The sequence below is a fragment of the Terrabacter sp. NPDC080008 genome (assembly GCF_040702505.1).
Classification (GTDB): Bacteria; Actinomycetota; Actinomycetes; order Actinomycetales; family Dermatophilaceae; genus Terrabacter.
In genome coordinates this window covers 159352-182220 of record NZ_JBFBLC010000003.1, presented here as the reverse complement: position 1 = coordinate 182220, position 22869 = coordinate 159352, and the positions used below count along the sequence as shown (strand labels likewise).

Annotated in this window: 18 protein-coding genes; 9 read left to right on the top strand and 9 right to left on the bottom strand. The window is 71.7% G+C overall.

Annotation, left to right across the window (positions count from 1 at the left end; translation table 11 throughout):
* The first annotated feature begins 182 nt into the window (after positions 1-182).
* The 3 genes from AB0316_RS11030 (at position 183) to AB0316_RS11020 (ending at position 5217) form a co-directional block, all read left to right on the top strand.
* Positions 183-4025 carry a multifunctional oxoglutarate decarboxylase/oxoglutarate dehydrogenase thiamine pyrophosphate-binding subunit/dihydrolipoyllysine-residue succinyltransferase subunit gene (locus AB0316_RS11030; RefSeq protein WP_366273058.1) on the top strand — a complete coding sequence of 1281 codons (3843 nt, stop codon included), beginning with the start codon at positions 183-185 and terminating at the stop codon, positions 4023-4025.
* Between the two features lie 165 nt (positions 4026-4190).
* Positions 4191-4367: a DUF6104 family protein gene (locus AB0316_RS11025; protein ID WP_142184561.1), complete on the top strand. Its 177-nt coding sequence runs from the start codon at positions 4191-4193 to the stop codon at positions 4365-4367.
* A 4-nt stretch (positions 4368-4371) separates the two neighbouring features.
* Positions 4372-5217, top strand: a complete 846-nt coding sequence (locus AB0316_RS11020; protein ID WP_366273057.1) for a GDSL-type esterase/lipase family protein — start codon at positions 4372-4374, stop codon at positions 5215-5217.
* Here the strand turns inward: AB0316_RS11020 and AB0316_RS11015 are convergent.
* Positions 5210-5665: a hypothetical protein gene (locus AB0316_RS11015; protein ID WP_366273056.1), complete on the bottom strand. Its 456-nt coding sequence runs from the start codon at positions 5663-5665 to the stop codon at positions 5210-5212. The two genes, AB0316_RS11020 and AB0316_RS11015, sit on opposite strands and share 8 nt — an antisense overlap.
* Before the next feature lie 345 nt (positions 5666-6010).
* Here AB0316_RS11015 and AB0316_RS11010 point away from each other — a divergent pair, with 345 nt between their 5' ends.
* A complete protein-coding gene (locus AB0316_RS11010; protein ID WP_366273055.1) occupies positions 6011-6259 on the top strand; it encodes a WhiB family transcriptional regulator in 249 nt (82 codons plus the stop codon).
* 105 nt (positions 6260-6364) lie between these two features.
* Here the strand turns inward: AB0316_RS11010 and AB0316_RS11005 are convergent, their stop codons facing one another.
* Together AB0316_RS11005 and AB0316_RS11000 are read right to left on the bottom strand one after the other, a co-directional pair.
* A complete protein-coding gene (locus AB0316_RS11005) occupies positions 6365-7852 on the bottom strand; it encodes a histidine kinase N-terminal domain-containing protein (RefSeq protein ID WP_366273054.1) in 1488 nt (495 codons plus the stop codon).
* 140 nt (positions 7853-7992) lie between these two features.
* A complete protein-coding gene (locus tag AB0316_RS11000; RefSeq protein ID WP_366273053.1) occupies positions 7993-13254 on the bottom strand; it encodes an NAD-glutamate dehydrogenase in 5262 nt (1753 codons plus the stop codon).
* A gap of 152 nt (positions 13255-13406) precedes the next feature.
* On the opposite strand from AB0316_RS11000, the gene AB0316_RS10995 reads away from it, so the two are divergent.
* The 3 genes from AB0316_RS10995 (at position 13407) to AB0316_RS10985 (ending at position 14803) form a co-directional block, all read left to right on the top strand.
* Positions 13407-13688: a hypothetical protein gene (locus AB0316_RS10995; protein WP_366273052.1), complete on the top strand. Its 282-nt coding sequence runs from the start codon at positions 13407-13409 to the stop codon at positions 13686-13688.
* The gene (locus AB0316_RS10990; protein WP_366273051.1) at positions 13685-14224 is read left to right on the top strand and encodes a hypothetical protein; all 540 of its coding nucleotides are present in this window, start codon (positions 13685-13687) and stop codon (positions 14222-14224) included. Before AB0316_RS10995 ends, AB0316_RS10990 begins: the two co-directional genes overlap by 4 nt.
* Positions 14225-14305: 81 nt before the next feature.
* Positions 14306-14803, top strand: a complete 498-nt coding sequence (locus tag AB0316_RS10985; protein WP_366273050.1) for a DUF2505 domain-containing protein — start codon at positions 14306-14308, stop codon at positions 14801-14803.
* A gap of 79 nt (positions 14804-14882) precedes the next feature.
* On the opposite strand, the gene pruA is transcribed toward AB0316_RS10985, so the two are convergent.
* The 6 genes from pruA to AB0316_RS10955 form a co-directional block, all read right to left on the bottom strand.
* The gene (gene pruA, locus AB0316_RS10980; protein ID WP_366273049.1) at positions 14883-16511 is read right to left on the bottom strand and encodes an L-glutamate gamma-semialdehyde dehydrogenase; all 1629 of its coding nucleotides are present in this window, start codon (positions 16509-16511) and stop codon (positions 14883-14885) included.
* A 140-nt stretch (positions 16512-16651) separates the two neighbouring features.
* A complete protein-coding gene (locus tag AB0316_RS10975) occupies positions 16652-17050 on the bottom strand; it encodes a DUF4870 domain-containing protein (protein WP_366273048.1) in 399 nt (132 codons plus the stop codon).
* 96 nt (positions 17051-17146) lie between these two features.
* A complete protein-coding gene (locus tag AB0316_RS10970; protein WP_366273047.1) occupies positions 17147-17860 on the bottom strand; it encodes an SGNH/GDSL hydrolase family protein in 714 nt (237 codons plus the stop codon).
* Between the two features lie 60 nt (positions 17861-17920).
* Positions 17921-19228 carry a phosphotransferase gene (locus AB0316_RS10965; protein ID WP_366273046.1) on the bottom strand — a complete coding sequence of 436 codons (1308 nt, stop codon included), beginning with the start codon at positions 19226-19228 and terminating at the stop codon, positions 17921-17923.
* 13 nt (positions 19229-19241) lie between these two features.
* Positions 19242-19682, bottom strand: coding sequence for a hypothetical protein (locus AB0316_RS10960; protein WP_366273045.1), 441 nt, complete (start codon positions 19680-19682; stop codon positions 19242-19244).
* Positions 19682-21103, bottom strand: coding sequence for a wax ester/triacylglycerol synthase family O-acyltransferase (locus AB0316_RS10955; RefSeq protein ID WP_366273044.1), 1422 nt, complete (start codon positions 21101-21103; stop codon positions 19682-19684). The genes AB0316_RS10960 and AB0316_RS10955 overlap by 1 nt, the downstream gene beginning before the upstream one ends.
* A gap of 41 nt (positions 21104-21144) precedes the next feature.
* Here AB0316_RS10955 and AB0316_RS10950 point away from each other — a divergent pair, with 41 nt between their 5' ends.
* Both AB0316_RS10950 and AB0316_RS10945 read left to right on the top strand, forming a co-directional pair.
* A complete protein-coding gene (locus AB0316_RS10950) occupies positions 21145-21531 on the top strand; it encodes a hypothetical protein (protein WP_366273043.1) in 387 nt (128 codons plus the stop codon).
* Positions 21532-21533: 2 nt separating this feature from the next.
* Entirely contained in the window at positions 21534-22862 is a 1329-nt protein-coding gene (locus tag AB0316_RS10945; RefSeq protein WP_366273042.1) for a hypothetical protein, read from the top strand.
* The last annotated feature ends 7 nt before the right edge of the window (positions 22863-22869 follow it).

The following is a 22869-nucleotide window of genomic DNA, read 5'->3' as shown; positions in this document are numbered from 1 at the left end:
ACCCGGCCCCCAAGGGCGCCCGTCCGGGTGGTCGGCGACCCCTGCGAGCGGCGTGACGAACGCCTCGGCGCAGGCCGCTCTCGACCTGCGAGCCCCGGGTGGGTAACGCGATGTTCAGGGCTAGGCTTGACCCCTGTATAGGCAGCAGACGCACCCAAGCCAACGAAAGAGGCGCATTCGCCGTGTCCGATCAGTCCACGTCCGGTGACCCGATTGCAGCATTCGGGCCGAACGAATGGCTCGTCGACGAGCTCTACCAGCAGTTCCTGACCGACCGGACGTCGGTCGACAAGGCGTGGTGGGGATTCTTCGAGGACTACCGGCCGGGTGAGTCCGACACCAGCGCGGCCCCGCGCCGCAGCGCGACGGCGACCGCGAGCAAGCCGCAGCCGACGCCCGCCGCCCCGACCCCTGCTCCCAACGGCTCCGCCAACGGGTCTGCCAACGGCTCGGCCGTCACGGCCCCCGCCCCGGCGAAGGCCGCCGAGGCCAAGACAGCGCCGAAGACCGAGAGCAAGACCGAGACCAAGCCGGAGCCGAAGGCCGAGCCGGCCGCCGAGGCCCCTAAGCCGCGTGACATCCCCGCGGTCAAGGGCCGGGGCCCGGTGAGCGAGGACCAGGTCGTCCCGCTGCGCGGCGCGCCCTCGCGCGTCGTCAGCAACATGGAGGTCTCCCTCACCGTCCCGACGGCGACGAGCGTGCGTGCCGTCCCCGCCAAGCTGCTCATCGACAACCGCGTCGTCATCAACAACCACCTCGCCCGCTCCCGCGGCGGCAAGGTCAGCTTCACCCACCTCATCGGCTACGCCATGGTCAAGGCCCTGGCGATCATGCCCGAGATGAACAACGGCTTCACGGAGGAGAACGGCAAGCCGGCCCTCGTGCGGCCGGCCCACGTCAACTTCGGCCTCGCCATCGACCTGCAGAAGGACGACGGCAGCCGCACGCTCGTCGTCCCCTCCATCAAGGCCGCCGAGGAGATGGACTTCGTCCACTTCTGGACCGCCTACGAGGACATCGTGCGCAAGGCCCGCGGCAACAAGCTGACGGTCGAGGACTTCCAGGGCACGACGATCTCGCTGACCAACCCGGGCGGCATCGGCACGGTGCACTCGGTGCCGCGCCTGATGAAGGGCCAGGGCGCCATCATCGGCGTCGGTGCCCTCGACTACCCCGCCGAGTGGCAGGGCGCGAGCAACGAGACGCTGAACAAGAACGCCGTGAGCAAGATCCTCACGCTGACCTCGACGTACGACCACCGCATCATCCAGGGCGCCCAGAGCGGCGACTTCCTGCGGATCATCCACCAGCTGCTCCTCGGCCAGAACCACTTCTACGACGAGATCTTCGAGTCGCTGCGCATCCCCTACGAGCCGGTCCGCTGGATCCAGGACATCGACTCCTCGCACGACGACGACATCAACAAGGTCGCCCGCGTGCAGGAGCTCATCCACGCGTACCGCGTGCGCGGCCACCTCATGGCCGACACCGACCCGCTCGAGTACAAGCAGCGTCGCCACCACGACCTCGACGTCACCACCCACGGCCTGACGCTGTGGGACCTCGACCGCACCTTCGCCACCGGCGGCTTCGGCGGCTACCCGTTCCTGAAGCTGCGCAAGATCCTCGGGATCCTGCGGGACTCGTACTGCCGCACCGTCGGCATCGAGTACATGCACATCCAGGACCCCGAGCAGCGCAAGTGGATCCAGGACAAGGTCGAGCGGCCCTACGAGAAGGCCAACCGCGACGAGCAGATGCGCATCATGCGCCGCCTCAACGCCGCCGAGGCCTTCGAGACGTTCCTGCAGACGAAGTTCGTCGGCCAGAAGCGCTTCTCCCTCGAAGGCGGCGAGTCGGTCATCGCGCTGCTCGACCGCATCCTGTGCCGCGCCGCCGGCGACCAGCTCGACGAGGTCTGCATCGGCATGCCGCACCGCGGCCGGCTCAACGTGCTGGCCAACATCGCCGGCAAGTCCTACGGCCAGATCTTCCGCGAGTTCGAGGGCACCCAGGACCCGAAGTCGGTCCAGGGCTCCGGCGACGTGAAGTACCACCTCGGCACCGAGGGCGAGTTCGTGACCGAGGACGGCAGCAAGACGAAGGTCTACCTCGCGGCCAACCCCTCGCACCTCGAGGCGGTCAACCCGGTGCTCGAGGGCATCGTCCGGGCCAAGCAGGACCGGCTCAACCTCGCGGGCGAGTCCTTCCCCGTCCTGCCGGTGCTCATGCACGGCGACGCGGCCTTCGCCGGCCAGGGCGTCGTGGCGGAGACGCTCAACCTCTCGCAGCTGCGCGGCTACCGCACGGGCGGCACGATCCACGTCGTCATCAACAACCAGGTGGGCTTCACCACCTCGCCGAGCAGCTCGCGCTCCTCGGTCTACTCCACCGACGTGGCGCGGATGATCCAGGCGCCGATCTTCCACGTCAACGGCGACGACCCCGAGGCGTGCGTCCGGGTGGCCGAGCTGGCCTACGAGTTCCGGCAGGAGTTCAACAAGGACGTCGTCATCGACATGGTGTGCTACCGCCGCCGCGGTCACAACGAGGGCGACGACCCGTCGATGACGCAGCCGCTGATGTACAACCTCATCGAGGCCAAGCGCTCGGTGCGCAAGCTCTACACCGAGTCGCTCATCGGCCGCGGCGACATCAGCGTCGAGGACGCCGAGGCCGCGCTGCGCGACTACCAGCAGCAGCTCGAGCGGGTCTTCGTCGAGACGCGTGAGGCCAAGAAGGCCCAGGCCGCGGCCCCGGCGCCGGCCGGTGACCGCGAGTCGGACGCCCCCGACAACGCCGGCCTCGAGCGTCCGACTGCCCAGGTCCAGGACGACGTCACGCCGGTGCGCTCGGCCACCGAGACGGGCGTCCCGGCCAGCGAGATCGTGCACATCGGCGAGACGTTCGCCAACCCGCCCGAGGGCTTCACGATCCACCCGAAGCTCAAGCAGCTGATGGACAGGCGCGCCGCGATGGTCCACGACGGCGGCATCGACTGGCCGATGGCCGAGCTGCTCGCCTTCGGCACCCTGCTCAAGGAGGGCACCCCGGTGCGCCTCGCCGGGCAGGACAGCCGTCGCGGCACGTTCGTCCAGCGCCACGCGGTGCTCATCGACAAGAACACCGCGGAGGAGTGGACGCCGCTGCTCTACCTCGGTGAGGGCCAGGCCCGCTTCTGGGTCTACGACTCCCTGCTGTCCGAGTACGCCGCGATGGGCTTCGAGTACGGCTACTCCGTCGAGCGCCCGGACGCCCTCGTCCTCTGGGAGGCCCAGTTCGGCGACTTCGCCAACGGCGCCCAGACGATCGTCGACGAGTTCATCTCCAGCTCCGAGCAGAAGTGGGGCCAGCGCAGCTCGGTCGTGCTGCTCCTCCCCCACGGCTACGAGGGCCAGGGTCCCGACCACAGCTCGGCGCGCATCGAGCGCTACCTGCAGCTGTGCGCCGAGAACAACATGACGGTCGCCTACCCCTCGACCGCGGCGAGCTACTTCCACCTGCTGCGTCGCCAGGCCTACGCCCGCCCGCGCACGCCGCTCGTCGTCTTCACCCCGAAGTCGATGCTGCGCAGCAAGGCGGCGGCCAGCTCGGTCGAGGCCTTCACCCAGGGCGGCTTCCAGCCGGTGCTCGCGGACCATGAGGGCGCCACGCAGGACGTGACCCGCGTCCTCTTCGCGAGCGGCAAGGTCGTGCACGAGCTCGACGCCGAGCGGGCCAAGCGCGGCGACACCTCGACGGCGATCATCCGCGTCGAGCAGCTCTACCCGATCCCCGAGAAGGAGATCGTCGAGGCGGCCTCGCGCTACCCCGGCGCCGAGCTGGTCTGGGTGCAGGACGAGCCGCGCAACCAGGGCGCCTGGCCGCTCATGGCCCAGTGGCTGCACGAGGACCTCTGCGACCTCGGCGAGACCCGCCCGTGGCGCGTCGTGGCCCGCAAGGCCTCGGCCTCCCCGGCGACCGGCTCGTCCAAGAAGCACGCGGTCGAGCAGGCCGAGCTGATGGAGCGCGCCTTCGGCCGCTGAGCCCGTCGGCACCGCGCCGAGACGCAGGAGGGACCCCGCCCCAGCGGCGGGGTCCCTCCGTGCGTTCCGGGCGGGACGGCATACGGCGGCTCTCTCACGGCCTCGGGGCAGGCGCTCCCGGCTGGCCTCCGACGGGCCGGGACCGGCACGCGATAACCTCCCATCGTGTACTTCACCGACAGGGGCATCGAGGAGCTGGCGGCCCGGCGCGGCGAGGAGGAGGTCACCTTCGAGTGGCTCGCCGAGCAGCTGCGCACCTTCGTCGACCTCAACCCCGAGTTCGAGGTGCCCGTCGAGCGACTCGCGACGTGGCTGGCCCGGCTGGACGACGACGAGGACTGAGCACGTGACCGACCGCACCGACACCGGCGGGATCCCCGCCGACACCCCTCGAGAGTCCTACGGCGTGGGCCCGGCCTACCCCTCGTCCCACACGCAGTTCACCAGCGACGCCCCGGGCCGGTATGCCGCGGCGCCGGCCCCCGAGCCCGCCGCACCGTCCGCGTCCGACGCCTCCCACACCGGCACCTCGGCGGCGCCCGCGGCGCCCGCCGACGAGCCGTACTACACGCCGAGCGCCGAGCAGACGGTGGCCGACGGCGTCCGGGACGTCGGGATGGTCTTCATGGGCTCGTCGATGGCCGCCGGCTACGGCGACCCCAAGGGACTGGGCTGGGTCGGCCGGGTCGTCGCCCGCACGCAGCACCCCGACCTCGACCTGACGGCCTACAACCTCGGGGTGCGGGGCGACACCTCCGGCGACGTCGTGGCGCGCTGGGGCGCCGAGTGCCACCCCCGCTGGAAGGGGCGCGCCGAGCGCCGCCTCGTGCTCAGCGTGGGCACCAACGACGTCGTCACGGGCATGACGATGGCCCGCTCGCGGCTCAACCTCGCCAACATCCTCGACGAGGCGACCAACGCCGGCATCGGGGTGTTCGTCGTGGGCCTGACGCCCACGCTCGACGACGATCTCAACCGACGGATCGAGGCCCTCGCCGAGGCCCAGGCCGACGTGTGCTCACGCCGCGGCATCACCTACGTCGACTGCTTCCGTCCCCTCGTGACGCACGACCAGTGGATGGCCGACCTCGCCGCCAGCCCCGACCGGGCCCATCCCGGGCAGGCCGGCTACGGCCTCATCGCCTGGCTCGTGCTGCACAACGGCTGGAACGACTGGCTCTCGCTCAGCTGAGGCCGTCGCGGCGACGGCCCCCGTCCGACCGGGCTCCCGCACCGTCGGCCTCGTCGTCGCCGCCACGGCGTCGGCCCGGGGTGGCAACCGCAGCCGCGATGCTGGCCACCGACACCACGCCGACCGCCAGCGCGACGGGCGTGCGGTCCGACTCGTGCAGTGACCAAGCGACGGGCAGCAGCAGCGCGTTCCAGAGCACCGTCGGCGTGCGAGCCCACTCCGCGGCCCGGCTCCAGCCGCGAGCCAGCACCAGCAGGGCCACGCCGAAGACCAGGATGAGGACCCCCGAGGTGGCCGCACGCGCCAGGTCGTCTGTGGCGCCGGTCACCATCTCGTAGGCGTAGAAGACGGCGAAGCCGAGCACGACGAGCGCCTCGATCAGAGTGAGCAGCCCTGCTACGCGGTGCGATCCGCGAGCCTCTCGGATGGCGGGCGTCGGTTCGGTCACCCGATCAGCCTAGCGAGACCCCGTCGCGGACGGCTGCACGGTGGCCGCCACGCCCGCCGCGAGGCCCGGGAGTCTGGAACTGGCGGCCGTTGGCCGATAGAGTAGGACCTTGGTGTGGTCGGCGCCCGTGCGTTCAGCAGGGGAGATGGGCACTGCACGCACCGGGTCATGGACCACGACGCGTACGGAACATCTTCGTGCGCGTTTCCGTTGGTCAGGGGGATCCCCCGCACGACGACACCATGACAGGCTCCGACAACGACGCTGGCGCCCGATCACATGCACCACGACCGACACCCGGGCGTCGGTGCTCGAACACGACATACATGAAGGAGCACGATCCACATGGATTGGCGCGACCGCGCTGCCTGCTTGGAGGCCGACCCGGAGCTGTTCTTCCCCATCGGTAACACCGGACCCGCCATCCTCCAGATCGAGGAGGCGAAGGCCGTGTGCCGGACCTGCCCCGTCATCGACACCTGCCTCAAGTGGGCCATCGAGACCGGCCAGGACGCCGGCGTCTGGGGTGGACTCTCCGAGGACGAGCGCCGCGCCCTCAAGCGCCGCAACGCTCGGGCCCGCCGCGCCGGCTGACGCGAGCGGGACCCTGCCGCACGAGGCCTGAACGACCACCGTCCGCGAGCCCGGTGACCACACGGTCGCCGGGCTTTTGGCTGCCTGCGTATGCCGTGGCGCCGCTCAGGTGACCGGGCGCAGGCTCGCGGTGAAGCGGGCCCTCGTGCCGTGCGGCACGACGCCCTCCCAGCTGATCCGCCCCTGCAGGTCGGCCACGAGCGACTGGACGATCTGGGTGCCGAGGCCCGACCCCGGTCGTCGAGCAGGGTCGATGCCCTTGCCGTCGTCCTCCACGGAGACCGCGAGCATCGGCTGGCCACGGTCGTCGGCCAGGCGCTCGATCGCGATGCGCACCTCTCCCCCGGCGTCGCCGAGCCCGTGCTCGATGGCGTTCTGCACCAGTTCGCTGAGGATCATCGCGAGCGAGGTGGCATCCTCGGCCCGAAGGCGTCCGAAGGAGCCGTGGGTCACGGTGTGCACCGGTGCACCGTTGGCGGAGACCTCCACGACGGCCCCCAGTCCGCGCTGGGCGATCGGGTCGAAGTCGACGGTCTCGTCGAAGCCCTGGCTCAGCTGGTCGTGGACCATTGCGATCGTGCCCACGCGCCGCTCGGCCTCGGCGAGCGCCGCCCGGGCGTCGCCCTCGGGCAGGCGACGGGCCTGCAGGCGCAGCAGCGCCGCGACCGACTGCAGGTTGTTCTTGACGCGGTGGTGGATCTCGCGGATCGTCGCGTCCTTGGTCATCAGCTCCCGCTCGCGCCGGCGCAGCTCACCGACGTCGCGCATCAGCACGATGGCGCCGAAGCGCTGGCCGGCCTCGGTCAGGGGGATCGCCCGCATCGACACGGTGGTCCCGCCCGCGACGACCTCGGTGCGCCAGGGCTGGCGGCCGGTCACCACGAGGGGCAGCCCCTCGTCGACGGGGTAGGACTCGCGCACGTTGTCGGTGACGATCTGGGCCAGGCTGGCCCCGACGACCTCGCCGAGGTGCCCCAGACGGTGCAGGGCGGAGACGGCGTTCGGGCTGGCGTAGGTGACGATCCCGTCGACGTCGAGCCGGATGACGCCGTCGCCGACGCGTGGGGCTCCGCGCCGCAGCCCGGTTGGGGCCCCACTGTGCGGGAACTCGCCCCCGGTGACCATGCGGCAGAGGGCATCGGCGGTGGCCAGGTAGGTCAGCTCCAGCCGGCTGGGTGTGCGAGTGGTCCAGAGGTTGGTGTGTCGCGTCATGACCGCGACGACGTGGCCGCCGCGCACCACGGGGATGTACTCCTCGCGCACCGACTGGTCGGGTGCCTGCTCGTGCGTCACGACGACGTGGCGTACGCGCAGGATCCGCTGCTCGTCGGCGGCCTCGGAGAGCAGGTCGCGCGTGCGTCCCTCGTCCGCGACCCGACCGACCTGGTCCTCGACGAAGACGAGCTGACCGGTGGTCGGGCGCACGTGGGCGACCGCCTCCCACCGCTCGCTCGTGGAGCGCACCCAGAGCACGAGGTCGGCGAAGGACAGGTCGGCGACGAGCTGCCAGTCCCCGACGAGCAGCTGCAGCCACTCGATGTCGTGGTCGGGCAGCGTCGTGCGCCCGCGCAGGAGCTCGCTCAGGGTTGCCACGCCCCGAGCCTAGTGAAGGCCGCTCCCCCGCCCGGGACCGCACCCGGGCCGGGCACGGGAGCGCCCCGCGACCTCCGACGGACGGAGGCGGCGGGGCGCTCGACGACGTGCCCGGTGAGGAGGTGCCGGGCGACCCGAGGTCAGCTGTGCGACTCGGCCGCGATGCGCGCGGCCGACTCCCGCGCCGCCTGCTTCGTCTCCGGCGTCACCGCCTCGGACCCGTTGCCGCCTGCGGTGGGGACGGCTGCGGCCTCGCCCCGGCCGTCGGCGGCGACGTCGTCGTCGTCGGCGGGGTCCACCGGAGCGCTGCTGCGGCCCTTGGCCGCCGTGGCCGGCGGCTTGCCCGTTGCCTTGCCCGTTGCCTTGCCCGATGCCTTGCCCGATCCCTTCGGGGACGCCTTCGTCGCTGCTCCTCGCGGACGCGTGCCCGTGGTGACGGCACCGTTGGGGCTCGCCTCGAGTTCCACGGCCGCGGGCTGCCCGGAGGCTGCCGGCTTCGTCACGGTGCGCAGCGTGCGCAGCGCGACGGACAGGGCGGCGATGCCCGCGTGGCTCATCCGCTCGATGCCACCGAGCGCGCTACGGGCGCGGCCGAGGGCGTCGGCGTTGAGGTCGGACCACTCGGCGAGGCGAGCGGCGGCGTCGTGGCGCCGGTTGCTCACCTCGAGCACCGAGCGCGTCAGGGTCTCGAGGACGGCATACAGGTCGTCGCGCAGGGCCCCGCGGGCCATGGCGTCCCACCGGTCGTCGCGCGGCAGGGCCGTGACCCGGCCGAGCATGGCGTCGATCGAGAAGGTGTCGGATGTCAGGAAGTAGACGTGCACGACGTCCTCGAGCTTCTCGCCCGTGTCCTCGGCGATCTCGATGCAGTCGAGCAGCGAGTAGCAGTCGAGCAGGGAGGCTGCGACGGTCGCCAGCTCCTCGGGCACCCCCTTGCCCTCGAGCTCGTGGACGCGACGCTCGAGACGGGTCCGCTCGCTGCCCTGGAGCAGCTCGGCGATCCGGCCGGCGAAGGCCTGCACGCCCGGACGGAAGCGCGCCACCTCGGCCGCGATGTCGAGCTCGGCCGGCCGCGAGGACAGGAACCACCGCACCGAGCGGTCGACGAGGCGGCGGAACTCGAGGTAGAGCGCCGTCTGGGCCGTCGTGCTGACGAGGTTGTCGGTGGCCTCGACACGGCGCACGAAGCCCGCCAGGTCGAACACCTCACGGCAGACGACGTACGCGCGCGCGACCTGCTCGGGGGTCGCGCCGGTCTCCTCACCGGCCCGGTACGCGAACGTGATGCCGCCGCGGTTGACCATCGAGTTGGCGACCGCGTTGGTGATGATCTCGCGACGCAGTGGGTGGGCCGCGATCTGCTCGGCGTACTTGCCCCGCAGCGGCTTGGGGAAGTACTCGGCGAGCGTCGTCTCGAACCACGGGTCGTCGGGCAGCGAGGTCGTGATGAGCTGGTTCTTCAGGTAGAGCTTCGCGTAGGCGACGAGCACCGAGAACTCCGGGGAGGACAGGCCCAGGCCGGTCTTCTGGCGTCGCGCGATCTCCGAGTCGCTCGGCAGGAACTCCAGCGAGCGGTCGAGGTCGCCGTGGGCCTCGAGGAACTGGATGAGCCGCTCGTGCACGCCGAGCATCTCGTGCTGCTGGGCGCGGGCGTTGCCGAGCAGGACGTTCTGCTCGTAGTTGTCGCGCAGCACCTGCTCGGCGACCTCGTCGGTCATCGAGGCGAGCAGGTTGTTGCGGCGCTTCATCGTCAGCTCGCCCGAGCGGGTCAGCTCCGTGAGCAGGATCTTGATGTTGACCTCGTGGTCGGAGGTGTCGACGCCGGCGCTGTTGTCGATGGCGTCGGTGTTGATCCGCACCCCGGCCAGGGCCGCCTCGATGCGACCGAGCTGGCTGGCGCCGAGGTTGCCACCCTCGCCGACCACCCGGCAGCGCAGGTCGCTGCCGTTGACGCGGATCGCGTCGTTGGCGCGGTCGCCGATCTCGGAGTTGGTCTCGGCGGTGGCCTTGACGTAGGTGCCGATGCCGCCGTTCCAGAGCAGGTCGACCGGCGCCAGCAGGATCGCCTTCATCAGCTCGGCCGGCGTCATGCTCTTCGTGCCGTGGCGCAGGCCGAGGGCGCTGGCCATCTGCAGGCTGACCGGCACCGACTTGGCCGAGCGCGCGAAGACGCCGCCGCCCTTGCTGATCAGCTTCTCGTCGTAGTCGGCCCACGACGAGCCCGGCAGCTCGAACATCCGCCGGCGCTCGGCGTAGGACGTCGCGGCGTCGGGGTCGGGGTCGACGAAGATGTGGCGGTGGTCGAAGGCCGCGACGAGGCGGATGTGCTCCGACAGGAGCATCCCGTTGCCGAAGACGTCGCCGCTCATGTCACCGACGCCGACGACGGTGAACTCCTGCGTCTGCGTGTCCAGGTCGAGCTCGCGGAAGTGCCTCTTGACCGACTCCCACGCGCCCCGGGCGGTGATGCCCATGCCCTTGTGGTCGTAGCCCGCGGACCCGCCTGAGGCGAACGCGTCGTCGAGCCAGAAGCCGTAGTCGGCCGACAGCCCGTTGGCGATGTCGGAGAACTTCGCGGTGCCCTTGTCGGCGGCGACGACGAGGTAGGTGTCGTCCTCGTCGTGGCGCACGACGCGGTGCGGCGGCACGGCCTCGCCCGCCACGAGGTTGTCGGTCAGGTCGAGCAGGCCGGAGATGAACAGCTTGTACGAGGCGATGCCCTCGTCCATCCAGGCCGCGCGGTCGAGCGCCGGGTCGGGCAGCTGCTTGGCGTAGAAGCCGCCCTTGCTGCCGGTCGGCACGATGACGGCGTTCTTGACCATCTGGGCCTTGACCAGGCCGAGGATCTCGGTGCGGAAGTCCTCGCGCCGGTCGGACCAGCGCAGGCCACCGCGGGCGACCTTGCCGAAGCGCAGGTGCACGCCCTCGACGCGGGGGCTGTAGACCCAGATCTCGTACATCGGGCGGGGCGCCGGCAGGTCCGGCACCTTCTTCGGGTTGAGCTTGAGCGAGACGTACGGCTTGTCCTGGCCGTTCGCGTCGGGCTGGTAGAAGTTGGTGCGGAGGCTGGCCAGGATCACGCCGAGCAGGGCCCGGACGATGCGGTCGTGGTCGAGGCTGGCGACCTCGTCGAGGGCCTCGGTGATGCGCCCGACGACCTTCTTCTGTCGCACGGCGCGCTTGTCGCGGCCGGCGTCGGTGTCGGGAAAGGCGTCGGGGTCGAAGCGTGCCTCGAAGAGCTCGACGAGGCTGCGGGCGATGCCGGTGTTGGCTGCCAGGGCCGACTCGACGTAGTCCTGCGAGAAGGTCGAGCCGGTCTGCCGGAGGTACTTGGCCACGGTGCGCAGGATGACCACCTGGCGCCAGGTCAGGCCCGCGGCCAGCACGAGCGCGTTGAAGCCGTCGGACTCGGCGCGGCCGTCCCAGACGGCGCGGAAGGCCTCCTCGAAGCGGCTGCGGACGTCGTCCTCGGTGGCCGGGTCGCCCGAGCCCCACGCGCTGGCGTCGGCGCACAGGCCGAAGTCGAAGATGTGCAGCGTGCGGCCGACCGGACCGCGGACCTCGTAGGGCCGCTCGTCGGTGACCTCGACCCCGAGGTGGGTGAAGAGCGGCAGCACCTGGGTCAGCGACAGGTCGGCGCGCCGGTAGAGCTTGAACCGCCGCTCGCGCGGGTTGTCGGAGGCGGGGTCGTCGTAGAGGTGCAGCCCGGTGGTGAGGTCGCCGTCGCCGAGCGCGTCGATGCGGTCGAGGTCGTCGACGGCCGTGGCGACGTCGAAGTCCTCCTTGTACGCCTCGGGCAGGGCCTTGGCGTAGGCCGCCATCGTCCTCGCGGCGCCCTCGAGCCCGCGTGCCTGGCCGAGCGCCTCGGAGAGGTCCTCGTCCCAGGTGCGGGTCGCGTCGATGACGCGCCGCTCGAGCGCCACCTCGTCGACGTCCGGGATGTCGGTGCCGGACGGCATACGGACGACGAAGTGCAGCCGGGCGAGCGTCGACTCGCTGACGCGCGTCGTGTTGTCGATGTTCTCCCCGCCGAAGGCCTCGAGCAGGATCGCCTCGATGCGCAGGCGCACCGTCGTGTTGTAGCGGTCGCGCGGGAGGTAGACCAGGCAGGAGACGAAGCGGCCGAACTCGTCGCGGCGCAGGAACAGCTTGGTCTTGCGACGCTCCTGCAGGTGCAGCACGCTCGTGGCGATCTCGGCCAGCTGCGCCGCGGACGTCTGGAAGAGCTCGTCGCGGGGGTAGCTCTCGAGGATCTGCAGGATGTCCTTGCCGGAGTGGCTGTCGGCGGACAGGCCGGTCAGCCGCAGCACCTCCTGGGCGCGGACGTCGAGCAGCGGGATGTCGTGGATGGTGTCGTTGTAGGCCGCCGAGGCGTAGAGCCCGAGGAAGCGCTGCTCGCCGACGCACTCGCCGCGGGCGTCGAACGTCTTGATCGAGATGTAGTCGAGGTAGACGTCCCGGTGCACCGTCGCGCGCGAGTTGGCCTTGGTGATGATCAGGATGCTCGAGTCGCGGGCCGCCCGGCTGGCGGCCGGCGTGAGCACCAGCCCCTTGGCGGCCGCGGGCCGGTCGTAGCGCAGCAGGCCGAGGCCCGTGCCGGGCACCTGGCGCGAGACGTCCTTGCCGTCCTCGTGCTTGAGCGAGTACTCGCGGTAGCCGAGGAAGGTGAAGTTGTTGTGGGCCAGCCACTCGAGGAACCGGGCGGCCTCGCGCGCGTGGTACGGGTCGGTCCCGGGCGGGGTGGCGGCGCGCAGCTCGCTCGCGATGGTCAGGGCGTGCGCCCGCATCTTGGGCCAGTCCTCGACGGAGTCGCGGACGTTCTCGAGCACGTGGCGCAGGCGCGTCTCGACCTCGGGCAGAGCATCGGCCGGCAGGCGGTCGATCTCGAGGTGCATCCAGGACTCGCGCACGAGTCCCTCGGTGCTCGACGCGGTGGTCGTGGAGCCGTCGGTGACGACCGACCTCAGCTCCCCGGTGACGGTGCGCGACACCGTCATCTGGGGGTGGACGATCAGGTGGACGCCGCGGTCGAAGCCGCCGAGCGCTCCCACGACGGAGTCGACGAGGAAGGGCATGTCGTCGACGACGATCTGCACCACGGTGTGCGTGGTCGACCAGCCGTCGTCCTCGGCCGTCGGGTTGAACACCCGCACGTTGAAGGTGCCGAGCTGGCGCTGCTGCGCGAAGGCGCGGTGCTCGGTCGCGATGGTCGCCAGCTCCCGGGTCGGCCGCGCCAGCAGGTCCTCCGTGGCGACGAGGCGGTAGTACGCCCGGAGGAACTCCTCCACGTCGGCTGCGGCGGTCCCCCCTGACCGTCCCCGGCCCCGCCTCGGGGCTGGTGCCACTGCGTCGGCAGCGGCCTTGATGACGTCGATCCGAGACTGTTCGAGTGACGCTGACATGCGGTTGTCGGATTCCTCACCGTGCGGCCCGTGCGGCGGCACCTCGTCGTGCCGCGCATCTCACGATGTGAGCCTATCGCCGTCCCCTCGGGCCCCGCCCACCCGGTGGAGAACTCACCGGTCCGCGGTGCTGCAGTGCCTAGAGTGGTGCCATGGACGACGGGATCCCGGGGACGGGCGCGGCGGATCCCGCGACGCTCCGGGCGCTCGCGTCGGGTCGCTCGACAGCACGAGCGCTCTCGCAGGAGCTGCTGACGCACGTGCCCGACGTCGGCGACCTGCCCACGCAGCGCGCCCTCGACGCGTGGGTCGAGCAGGCTGCCGACACGCTGGCGGCGCTCTCCGAGGCACTCGAGGAGCGCCTCCTCGAGTGCCTCGGGGCGGCAGCCGTCCGGACGGACCAGCACGACCCCCGCGGGGTGAGCCGCGCGTGACGGGCCCCTCCGCCGGCGACCCGGCATCCACCTCGGCCCTGGGTGGTGCCCTGCGCAGCCACGCCGGCCGCCTCGCCGACCTCGTCGTCGACCTCGAGGCGGCGGCGCGGCGCGGCGCGCGCACCGGACGCAGTGGCCGTGGGTCGTCCAGCGAGCCCGCCGACCTCGCCCACCCCACCGACCCCACCGGACGGGAGCGCGACCTGGTGATGCGGGCCGCCACCGAGCTCGACCGGGTCGGGGGCCTGCTGCAGGGCTGGACCACGACGGCCGTCGAGTCCGCCGCCCGGATCCGCGAGCTGGAGCCGGCGCTGGCCCGTTTCGACCTCGTCGTCGACGGCCAGCTCGTCGTCGAGCGTTCCGGCCCGAGCCGCGTCGAGCCGAGTAAGCGGCTCGCCGAGCGCGAGCGCCTGCAGGAGCTGCTCAACCGGGTCACGGCCGTGCGCTCGCGCGAGCTCGCACGGCTGCGCCGCGAGCTCGAGCAGTCCGGCTCCACGCTCGCCGCGCTGTCGGACCGGTCCCGGTCGGGCACCTGACCCGCGCGGCAGCGGCACGCAGGCACACGGCATACGTCCTCGGCGGGGAGCGGCAGCGGCGCGTGCAATAGCGTGTCCGCCATGAAGATCTCCGAGACGATGACGTATGCCGCGCCGCCCGAGACCGTCTACGCCATGGTCACCGACAAGGCCTTCCAGGAGCGCAAGTGCGTCGAGGCCGGCGCCCAGAAGCACGAGGTGGCCGTCTCCCCGGCGGGCGAGGGGACACGCGTGGTGACGCGGCGTGACCTGCCCGCCGACGGGCTGCCCGACTTCGCGAAGTCGATCGTGGGCCCGACGCTCTCGGTGACCGAGACCTACGAGTGGGGCGCTGCGGCCGCCGACGGGTCACGCTCCGGCACGCTCACCGTCGAGGTGGCCGGAGCACCGGTCGCCATGCGGTCGACCATCCGCCTCGCGCCGGCGGCGGGCGGCACCTCGATCACCGTCGACGGCGACCTCAAGGCCTCGATCCCGCTCTTCGGCAGCAAGGTCGAGAAGGCCGCCGCACCGGCGGTCGTGGACGCGATCCGGGCCGAGCGCCGCACCGGGACCGAGTGGATCGCCGAGCACGCCTGAGCCGGCGCACCACACGAGCAACGGGCCCGACTCCCCTGCGGGAGTCGGGCCCGTGGCGCATGCCGTACCGGAGCCGGCGTCAGCCCATGTGCGGGTAGGTGTGGTTCGTCGGCGGCACGAAGGTCTCCTTGATGGAGCGCACGCTCGTCCAGCGCAGCAGGTTCTGGGCGGCGCCGGCCTTGTCGTTGGTGCCCGACGCGCGGCCACCACCGAACGGCTGCTGACCGACGACGGCACCGGTGGGCTTGTCGTTGACGTAGAAGTTGCCGGCGGCGAAGCGCAGCCGCTTCGTGGCGTCGGCGATGGCCCGGCGGTCCTGGGCGATGATCGACCCGGTCAGGCCGTACGGCGCGAAGCGCTCCATCTGGTCGAGCACCGCGTCGTAGTCGGCGTCCTCGAAGACGTGGACCGACAGGATCGGGCCGAAGTACTCGGTGCGGAACGACTCGTCGCCGGCGTCCTTGACCTCGAGCACCGTCGGGCGCACGAACCAGCCGACGGAGTCGTCGTAGGTGCCGCCGGCGATGACATCGATGCCGCCCGTCGCGTGGGCCCGGTCGATGGCGTCCTTGTGCTTGGCGAAGGCCCGCTCGTCGATGACGGCACCCATGAAGTTCGACAGGTCGGTGACATCGCCCTGCGTGAGGCCGTTGGTGATGTCGACGAGGTCCTCCTTGATCTGGCGCCACACCGAGGCCGGGACGTAGGCGCGGGAGGCGGCCGAGCACTTCTGGCCCTGGAACTCGAAGGCGCCCCGGATCATCGCGGTGCGCAGCACGGCCGGGTCGGCGCTCGGGTGGGCGAGGATGAAGTCCTTGCCACCGGTCTCGCCGACGAGGCGCGGATAGGTGCGGTAGCGGTCGAGGTTGGCGCCGACCTGCTGCCAGAGGTGCTTGAACGTGGGCGTGGAGCCGGTGAAGTGGATGCCGGCGAGGTCCTCGTCGGCCAGCGCCGCCTTGCTGACCTCGATGCCGTCGCCGGTCACGAGGTTGATGACGCCCGGCGGCATGCCGACCTCCTCGAGCAGCTCCATCGTCAGCTGCGCGGCGAGCTGCTGGGTGGGGCTCGGCTTCCACACGACGGTATTGCCCATCAGCGCTGGGGCTGTCGGCAGGTTCCCCGCGATGGCGGTGAAGTTGAACGGCGTGATCGCGTAGACGAAGCCCTCGAGCGAGCGGTAGTCCGAGCGGTTCCAGATGCCCTTGGCGTTGAGCGGCGGCTGCTGCTCGAGGATCTGGCGGCCGAAGTGGACGTTGATGCGCCAGAAGTCGATGAGCTCGCACGCCGCGTCGATCTCGGCCTGGTAGGCCGTCTTGGACTGACCCAGCATCGTCGCCGCGTTGAGGCGGGCGCGCCACGGGCCGGAGAGCAGCTCGGCAGCCTTCAGCAGGATCGCAGCACGGTCGTCGAAGGAGAGCTCGCGCCACATCGGGGCGGCGGCCTTGGCGGCGTCGACCGCGGCCTGGCCCTCCTCGACGGTGGCGTTGCGCAGCGTGCCGAGCACCTTGGCGTGGGCGTGCGGCTGGCGCACCGCGATCTCGGCGCCGGAACCGGTGACCCGCTTGCCGTCGATCGTGTGCGGCAGCTCCCGCTGGCTTGAGCCCAGCTCGACCAGGGCGGCCTCCAGCGCTGCTCGCTCGGGCGAGCCCGGGGCGTAGTCGAGCACCGGCTCGTTGGCCGGTGCGGGCACGTGGGTCACGGCATCCATCAAGTCTCTCCTGCTGTTCGGCACGGTCGGTCGGCCCGTTGGTCGGTGCGGTCGGCGCCCGACAGGCCGGGGTGGCCCGCCTCGTGGGCGGACCACCCCATCGTTCCATGCCTCCCCTACCGTCCGCGGCGGGGCGAGTGTCAGTGCAGGACCGGGATGCTCCAGGGGTAGCGGTAGGACTCGCCCCGGTTGGCGGCCATGGCGGCCCGGATGTGGAACCAGAGCCCAGCGCCCACCGCGACGATCCAGACGATGATGGCGAGCGGGATCAGCAGCAGCGTGAAGAACATGAGCCAGCCGACGATGATGGCGGCCCACACGGCGAGGTTGAAGTTGAAGGACCCGGCCGCCGCCTGGCGCACGAACGCGCTGCGGTCCTTGTAGATGGCCCAGATCACGAGCGGGCCCACGAAGCTGAGCCAGCCCACCGAGATGACCGCGGCGATGAGGGCGGCGAGGTGGCCGAGGACTGCCCAGGTGCGCTCCTCGCTCGATGGGGTGAGCGACTGGCCGTACGGGTTCGGGATGGGGTGCGTCATGACTCCATCGTGGCCCCGGCTGGGCCGGTTCCGCTGCCCGGGACGGCCCTGAGCCGACCCTGATCCGCCCCTGACCCGGTGCGGGGATCGCTGCCCTCAGGCGCTGGCGCCGATGCCCTCGTCGACGGTGAGGGAGCAGACGGCGCTGGCGGGGTCGAGGAGGCCGACGGCCGCCAGCAGCGTGAGCACCATCTCGTGGTGCCCCCGGGCGCCCGGGTGGAAGGCGTCGTCGAGCCACCCCTCCGGCGCGTGCTGCGCCCTGGCGTCCGTGGCGGCCGCCTGCCAGGCGGCCAGGTGGTCGACGAGCAGCACGCCCAGGTCGTCCGCGACCTCGCGGACCGCCTGGGCGTAGAGCCCGAGCAGGTGCGGGTTGCGCTGCCCCTCGTCGAGGACGGGTGGCGGCGTCTGGAGGACCACGGTGGCGCCGACGTCACGCGATCGCTGGACGATCTGGTCGAGGCGGTAGCGGAACCCGCGCACGCCGTCCTCGCCGGCGACCATGTCGTTCGTGCCGAACAGCACGAACACGACGTCGGGCGCGAAACGCCCTGCGCGCCAGTGGAACTCGGGGAGCAGGTCCTCGGTCGTCGCGCCGGAGACGCCGGAGTTGACGACGGCGTCACCCAGCCGACCCAGCTCACCGCGTACGCGCTCGGTGAAGTGCTCGACGTAGCCGCGGTGGCCGTGGGTGTGCTTGACGCCCTGCGTGATGCTGTCGCCGAGGAAGACCCAGGTGACCGGCGGGCCCGAGAGGATCTCGCGGATGCGGTCGGCGTCGCGGCGCGCGTACTCGTCGGCGGTGAAGTCCATTCACGCACCGTAACAAGGGAGGCAGCGGCGCCGGCCCGATCCGACCACCACGTAAGACGCTCAGCCCGCGCGCCACCAGGTGAGCCGGTCGGCGACGGCGTCGAGGGCGGCGTCGAGCACCGCGGTGCCTGACGCGTCGTGCGCCGCGTCGCCTGCGGCCCGCTCCGCCTCGTACCAGGGCGCCAGCGCCCACCGGTCGCGCGACCGGGCGCCCAGCTCCGCGTCCACATCGACCCCCTCGACCACGGCGCGGGCGAAGCCCGGAGTGGTGGCGTTCAGCGCCCACGCCAGGTCGAGCGCGGGATCGGTCACCCGTGCATCGCCCCAGTCGATGACAGCGTGCACGCGACCGTCGCGCGCGAGCAGGTGCTCGGCCACCAGGTCGCCGTGGCAGAGCACCTGCCAGCTGACTGTCCCGACACGGCGCAGCAGCTGCTCCCCGACCGGCACCATCGAGTCGGGCAGCCGAGGCAGGACCACCTGCCGGAAGCGCGACAGCTGTGCAGCCCGGACGCGCTCGTCGTCGTCCGCCGTTGGACAGCCGGCCTCCGCAGCCACCCGCAGCGGCGTGGCGTGCAACGCGGAGAGGAAGGAGGCGAAGACCCAGCCGTCCTCGGCCGTGAGCGCGAGCGGGTCGACCGCGGCGCCGTCGACCCGGGTGTGCCTCACGCGTACCGGGTGCCGCTCCATCACCGTCGGGCGCGGCACCTCGAGCGGGAGGCTGTCAGCCAGTCGGGCCAGCAGGGCCACCTCCGTGAGCAGGGCCCTCTCGCCGTCGGGACGTCTGGCCACCCGGTCCACCCAGCGCCCTTCGACGAGGGTCGTCACGCTGTCCCACCCCTGCTGCAGGGGCACCCGGTCGAGGCGCCAGGAGCGGATCGTCTCGGACCACACCGCCACGCTGTCGGGGACGAAGGCCGACGGCTGCTCGTCGAGGCGGCGCACGAGCTCCTCCACGGTGACCCACTCACCCCAGGACACCTCCTCCGGCTGCCACCGGATCGCCCCGTCCCACGTCGTGACGAAGCGCACCGCGAGGTAGTCCGTGCGCTCGTCGGCGTAGTGCGTGACGCCGAGTGGCTCGAGGGGGACGCCGTGCACCCCGAGCTCCTCCTCGACCTCGCGGACGGCGCCGACCGCAGGGTCCTCCCCCGCAAGGACCACTCCGCCGGCTGCGAAGTCGAGCAGTCCAGGGTAGACGTCCTTGGTCGGGGTCCGCCGGTGCACGTAGATGCGCCCCATCGGGTCACGCACCACCACGGACGATGCCGCATGCCTGAGGTTGCGTGACCTCATGACGGAACGCGGCGCCGACCCCACCACCGCGCCGGCCGCATCGTAGAGGGCGACCACCTCGTCGTCGGCCACGGTCTGAGCGTCCTCAGCCGAAGAAGGAGCGCACGTCGTCGAGCTCGGTCACGTCATACCAGAGCAGCTCGTCGGCCTCCTCGTCGAACCCGGCCGGCCCCTCCTCGTCGATGTGGAAAGAGGCGACGCGCGCGAGTGGAACCGGTTGTGTCAGAAGCACCTTGGAGACCGGCGCGTCCTCCCGGGGCGCGACCCAGGACGCGTCGGCGTCGGCCGAGGCGACGACGCGGCGGTCCGACGGAGCCGCGCGCAGCTCGGCGGCAGCCGTCACGGCATCGCTGAAGGCGGCGTACTCGAGGTCCTCGAGGTCGAGACCGGGGGCGAGTCGCTCGAGACGGGACGTGACGGCATACGCGATCCTCGGGGACCCCGGCCCCGCGGCGAGGGCACCGGTGCCGGCGAGCTCCTCGAGGCCCGCCCGGCCCAGCGGCACGTAGACGCGCACGACGGGCATCAGGACTCCCTCCCGCTGGCCAGCTCGGCCAGCGACTCGACGATGGACTGGCCGAGCACGTCGACGTCGGGCATGGCGTCACGGTCGGCGTTGAGGCCGAAGTAGACGCCGCCGTTGTAGGAGGTGATGCCGATCGACAGCGCCTGGCCCTTGGCCAGCGGGGTGACCGGGTAGGTCGACAGCATCTCGGCCTCCCCTGCGTAGAGCGGGGTCTGGGGGCCCGGCACATTGGTGATCATGACGTTGTAGAGCCGGCGCGACATCGCCGACCCCAGCCGGGCGCCCAGGGCGTGCAAAGTCGGCGGCGCGAAGCCGGCGAGGTTGGCGAGCGAGGTGGCGCCGACGGCCTGGCCGCCCTCCATCTGCTGGCGCATGGCGAAGGCGATCTGGTGCAGGCGCATCGACGCCCCCGGCTCACCGACGGGCAGGTTGACCACGCAGGCCATCACCTGGTTGGCGTACATGCCGGCCGGGTCGTCGCCATAGATGCTGACCGGCACCATGGCGCGGACGGTCGTGTGCGGGCTCACCGCCTCGCCCCTGCCGAGCAGCCACGAGCGCAGGCCGCCGGCGATCGTCGCGAGGACGACGTCGTTGATCGTGACGTCCTCGGCGTACGCCCCACGGGCCAGCCGCTTGCGCACGAGACGGTAGTCCTCGAGGTCGGTGGCCACCATGACCCACCTGCGGGCCGAGCCGATCTCGGCGTTGAGCGGCGAGTCGGGTGCCGGCCGCGCGGCCGTGCGCGCCACGGTGGAGAGCACCTGCCCCGCGGACTCGACGGCACGCAGCCCGACGTTGAGGGCGTCGTTGAGGCCGCCCCGCACGAGGTCGACGACCTGGGTGGGCCGCCGCACGGCGTCGACGACCGCCCCGGCGACGAGCTCGACCGATGACGGCGGCCGGCTGGGCTGCCACGGCAGGACGGCCTCGTCGAGGTCACCGCCCTTGACGGAGTCGACGATGACGTGCGCGATGTCGAGGGCGTTGACCCCGTCGATGAGGGCGTGGTGGGTCTTCGTGACGATGGCGAACCGTCCGTCGTGCAGGCCCTCCACGAGGTAGACCTCCCACAGCGGCCGGGTGCGGTCGAGCTTGCGCGGCTGGACCCGCGCCACGAAGTCCTGCAGCTGCCGGTCGCTGCCCGGCCGGGGCAGCCCGGCCCGGCGCACGTGGTAGCCCATGTCGAAGGCCTCGTCGTCGACCCACACCGGGTTGGCGATGCGGCCCGGCACGTCGCGCACCTTCTGGCGGAAGCGCGGGATCGCGCCGATGCGGCTCTCGATGATGTGGACCAGCTGGTCGTAGTCGAAGCCCTCGCGCGGCGGCTGGAAGACCATGACCGACCCGACGTGCATCGACGTGGTGGACTCCTCGAGGTAGAGGAACGACGCGTCGAGCGAGGTCAGGCGGTCGGACATGGTGACACTCTGCCAGACGCCCCTGCCTAGGATCGGGGGCCATGCGAGCGATTCGTCCCCTGCCGTATGCCGTGTGCGTCCTTGCGCTGGTCGGTGCGGCTGCGTGCTCCTCGGCCAGCCCGCAGCCCTCCGCGGGGGCGGCGGGCAGCGTCGCTACGTCCGGCAGCGTCCGGCGACTGTCGGTGCAGGTCACCGGCACGACGGTGACGCCGGCCCCGGCGCAGGTCGACCTGCCCGTCGGCTCGACGCTCGAGCTGTCGGTGACGAGCGACCACGACGACGAGCTGCACGCCCACGGGTTCGACGTCGAGACGCCGCTTAAGGCGGGCACCGCGACGACGCTGCGCCTGACCGGCAAGGAGCCGGGCGTCTACGAGGTCGAGACGCACGAGCCTGCGCTGACCCTGTTGACCGTCGCCGTGCGTTGAGCATGCTGCTTCCCACGGTGCTTCCGGCCCACGGGGTGGGCAGCCGCAGCGACCTGCCGCTACCGTTCACCGCGCTCGTCGTCTCCGCCGTCGCGGTGCTCGTCATCTCCTTCGTCGCCCTCGGCACCCTCTGGCGTGAACCGCGACTGCGCGACACCGACGGGCTGCTCGTGCCCCGTCGGGTCGCGGCGGTGCTCGACTCCCGCTGGCTGCGGGTGGTCGCCCGGGTCCTCGCCGGTGTCCTCACCCTTTTGACCCTCGCCGCCCTCTTCCTCGGGGCGGACTCGGCGCGCAACCCCGTGCCGCACGTGGTCTACGTGTGGCTGTGGGTGGGCCTGGCGTTCGCCTCCATGCTTCTGGGCCCCGTCTGGCGCGTGATCAACCCCGTGCGGGCCGTGCACTCCGGTCTGCTGCGCCTCGCGAGGGTCTCCGCCGACCTCGCCGTCCTGCCCTACCGCTGGGGTCTGTGGCCGGCCGCGCTGGGCCTCGCGACCTTCACGTGGGTCGAGCTCGTCGCCGAGGACAACACCTCGCTCGGCTTCCTGCGCCTGCTGGTCGGAGGTTTCCTGGCCGTCTCGGTCCTCGGCGCCGCCGTCTTCGGACGTGAGTGGTTCGAGCACGCCGACCCCTTCGAGGCGTGGTCGCGGCTGCTGGGGCTGCTCTCACCGCTCGGACGCCGCCCGGACGGCCGCTGGGTGGTGCGCACCCCCCTGCACGGCGTCAACGCGCTGCGGGGTCAGCGTGGTCTCGTGGCGACGGTGGCGGTCATGCTGGGCGGGACGGCATACGACGGCTTCTCGGCCAACCTGCGGTGGGCGACCTTCGTGCAGAGCTCACCGCTGCCCTCGTCCCTGCTGAAGACCCTGACGCTGCTCGGCTTCTTCGCCCTCGTCGCCGTCACGCTCTGGCTCGCCTCCGCGGTGTCGCTGCGCCTGGCCCGCGAGCCGTTCTCGAGCTCCTTCTCCTTCGTCAGCGACATCGCGCCCTCGCTCATCCCGATCGCCGGCGGCTACCTCGTCGCGCACTACTGGTCGCTGTGGGTCTACCAGGGGCAGTACGCGTGGCGCCTGCTGACCGACCCGCTCGGCACCGGCGCAGACCTGCTCGGCACGGCGGGGCTCACCCCGAACGACGCCCTGATCCAGCCGACCCTGGTCGCGACCATCCAGGCGGTGAGCATCGTCGTGGGCCACGTGCTCGGGGTCTTCGCCGCCCACGAGCGGGCGATCACAGTGCTCGACCGGCGCGCGGCCGTCATCGGTCAGGTCCCGCTGATGGTCGTCATGATCGTCTACACCCTCGGCGGGCTGACCATCCTCTTCAGCAGCTAGCGCTCGG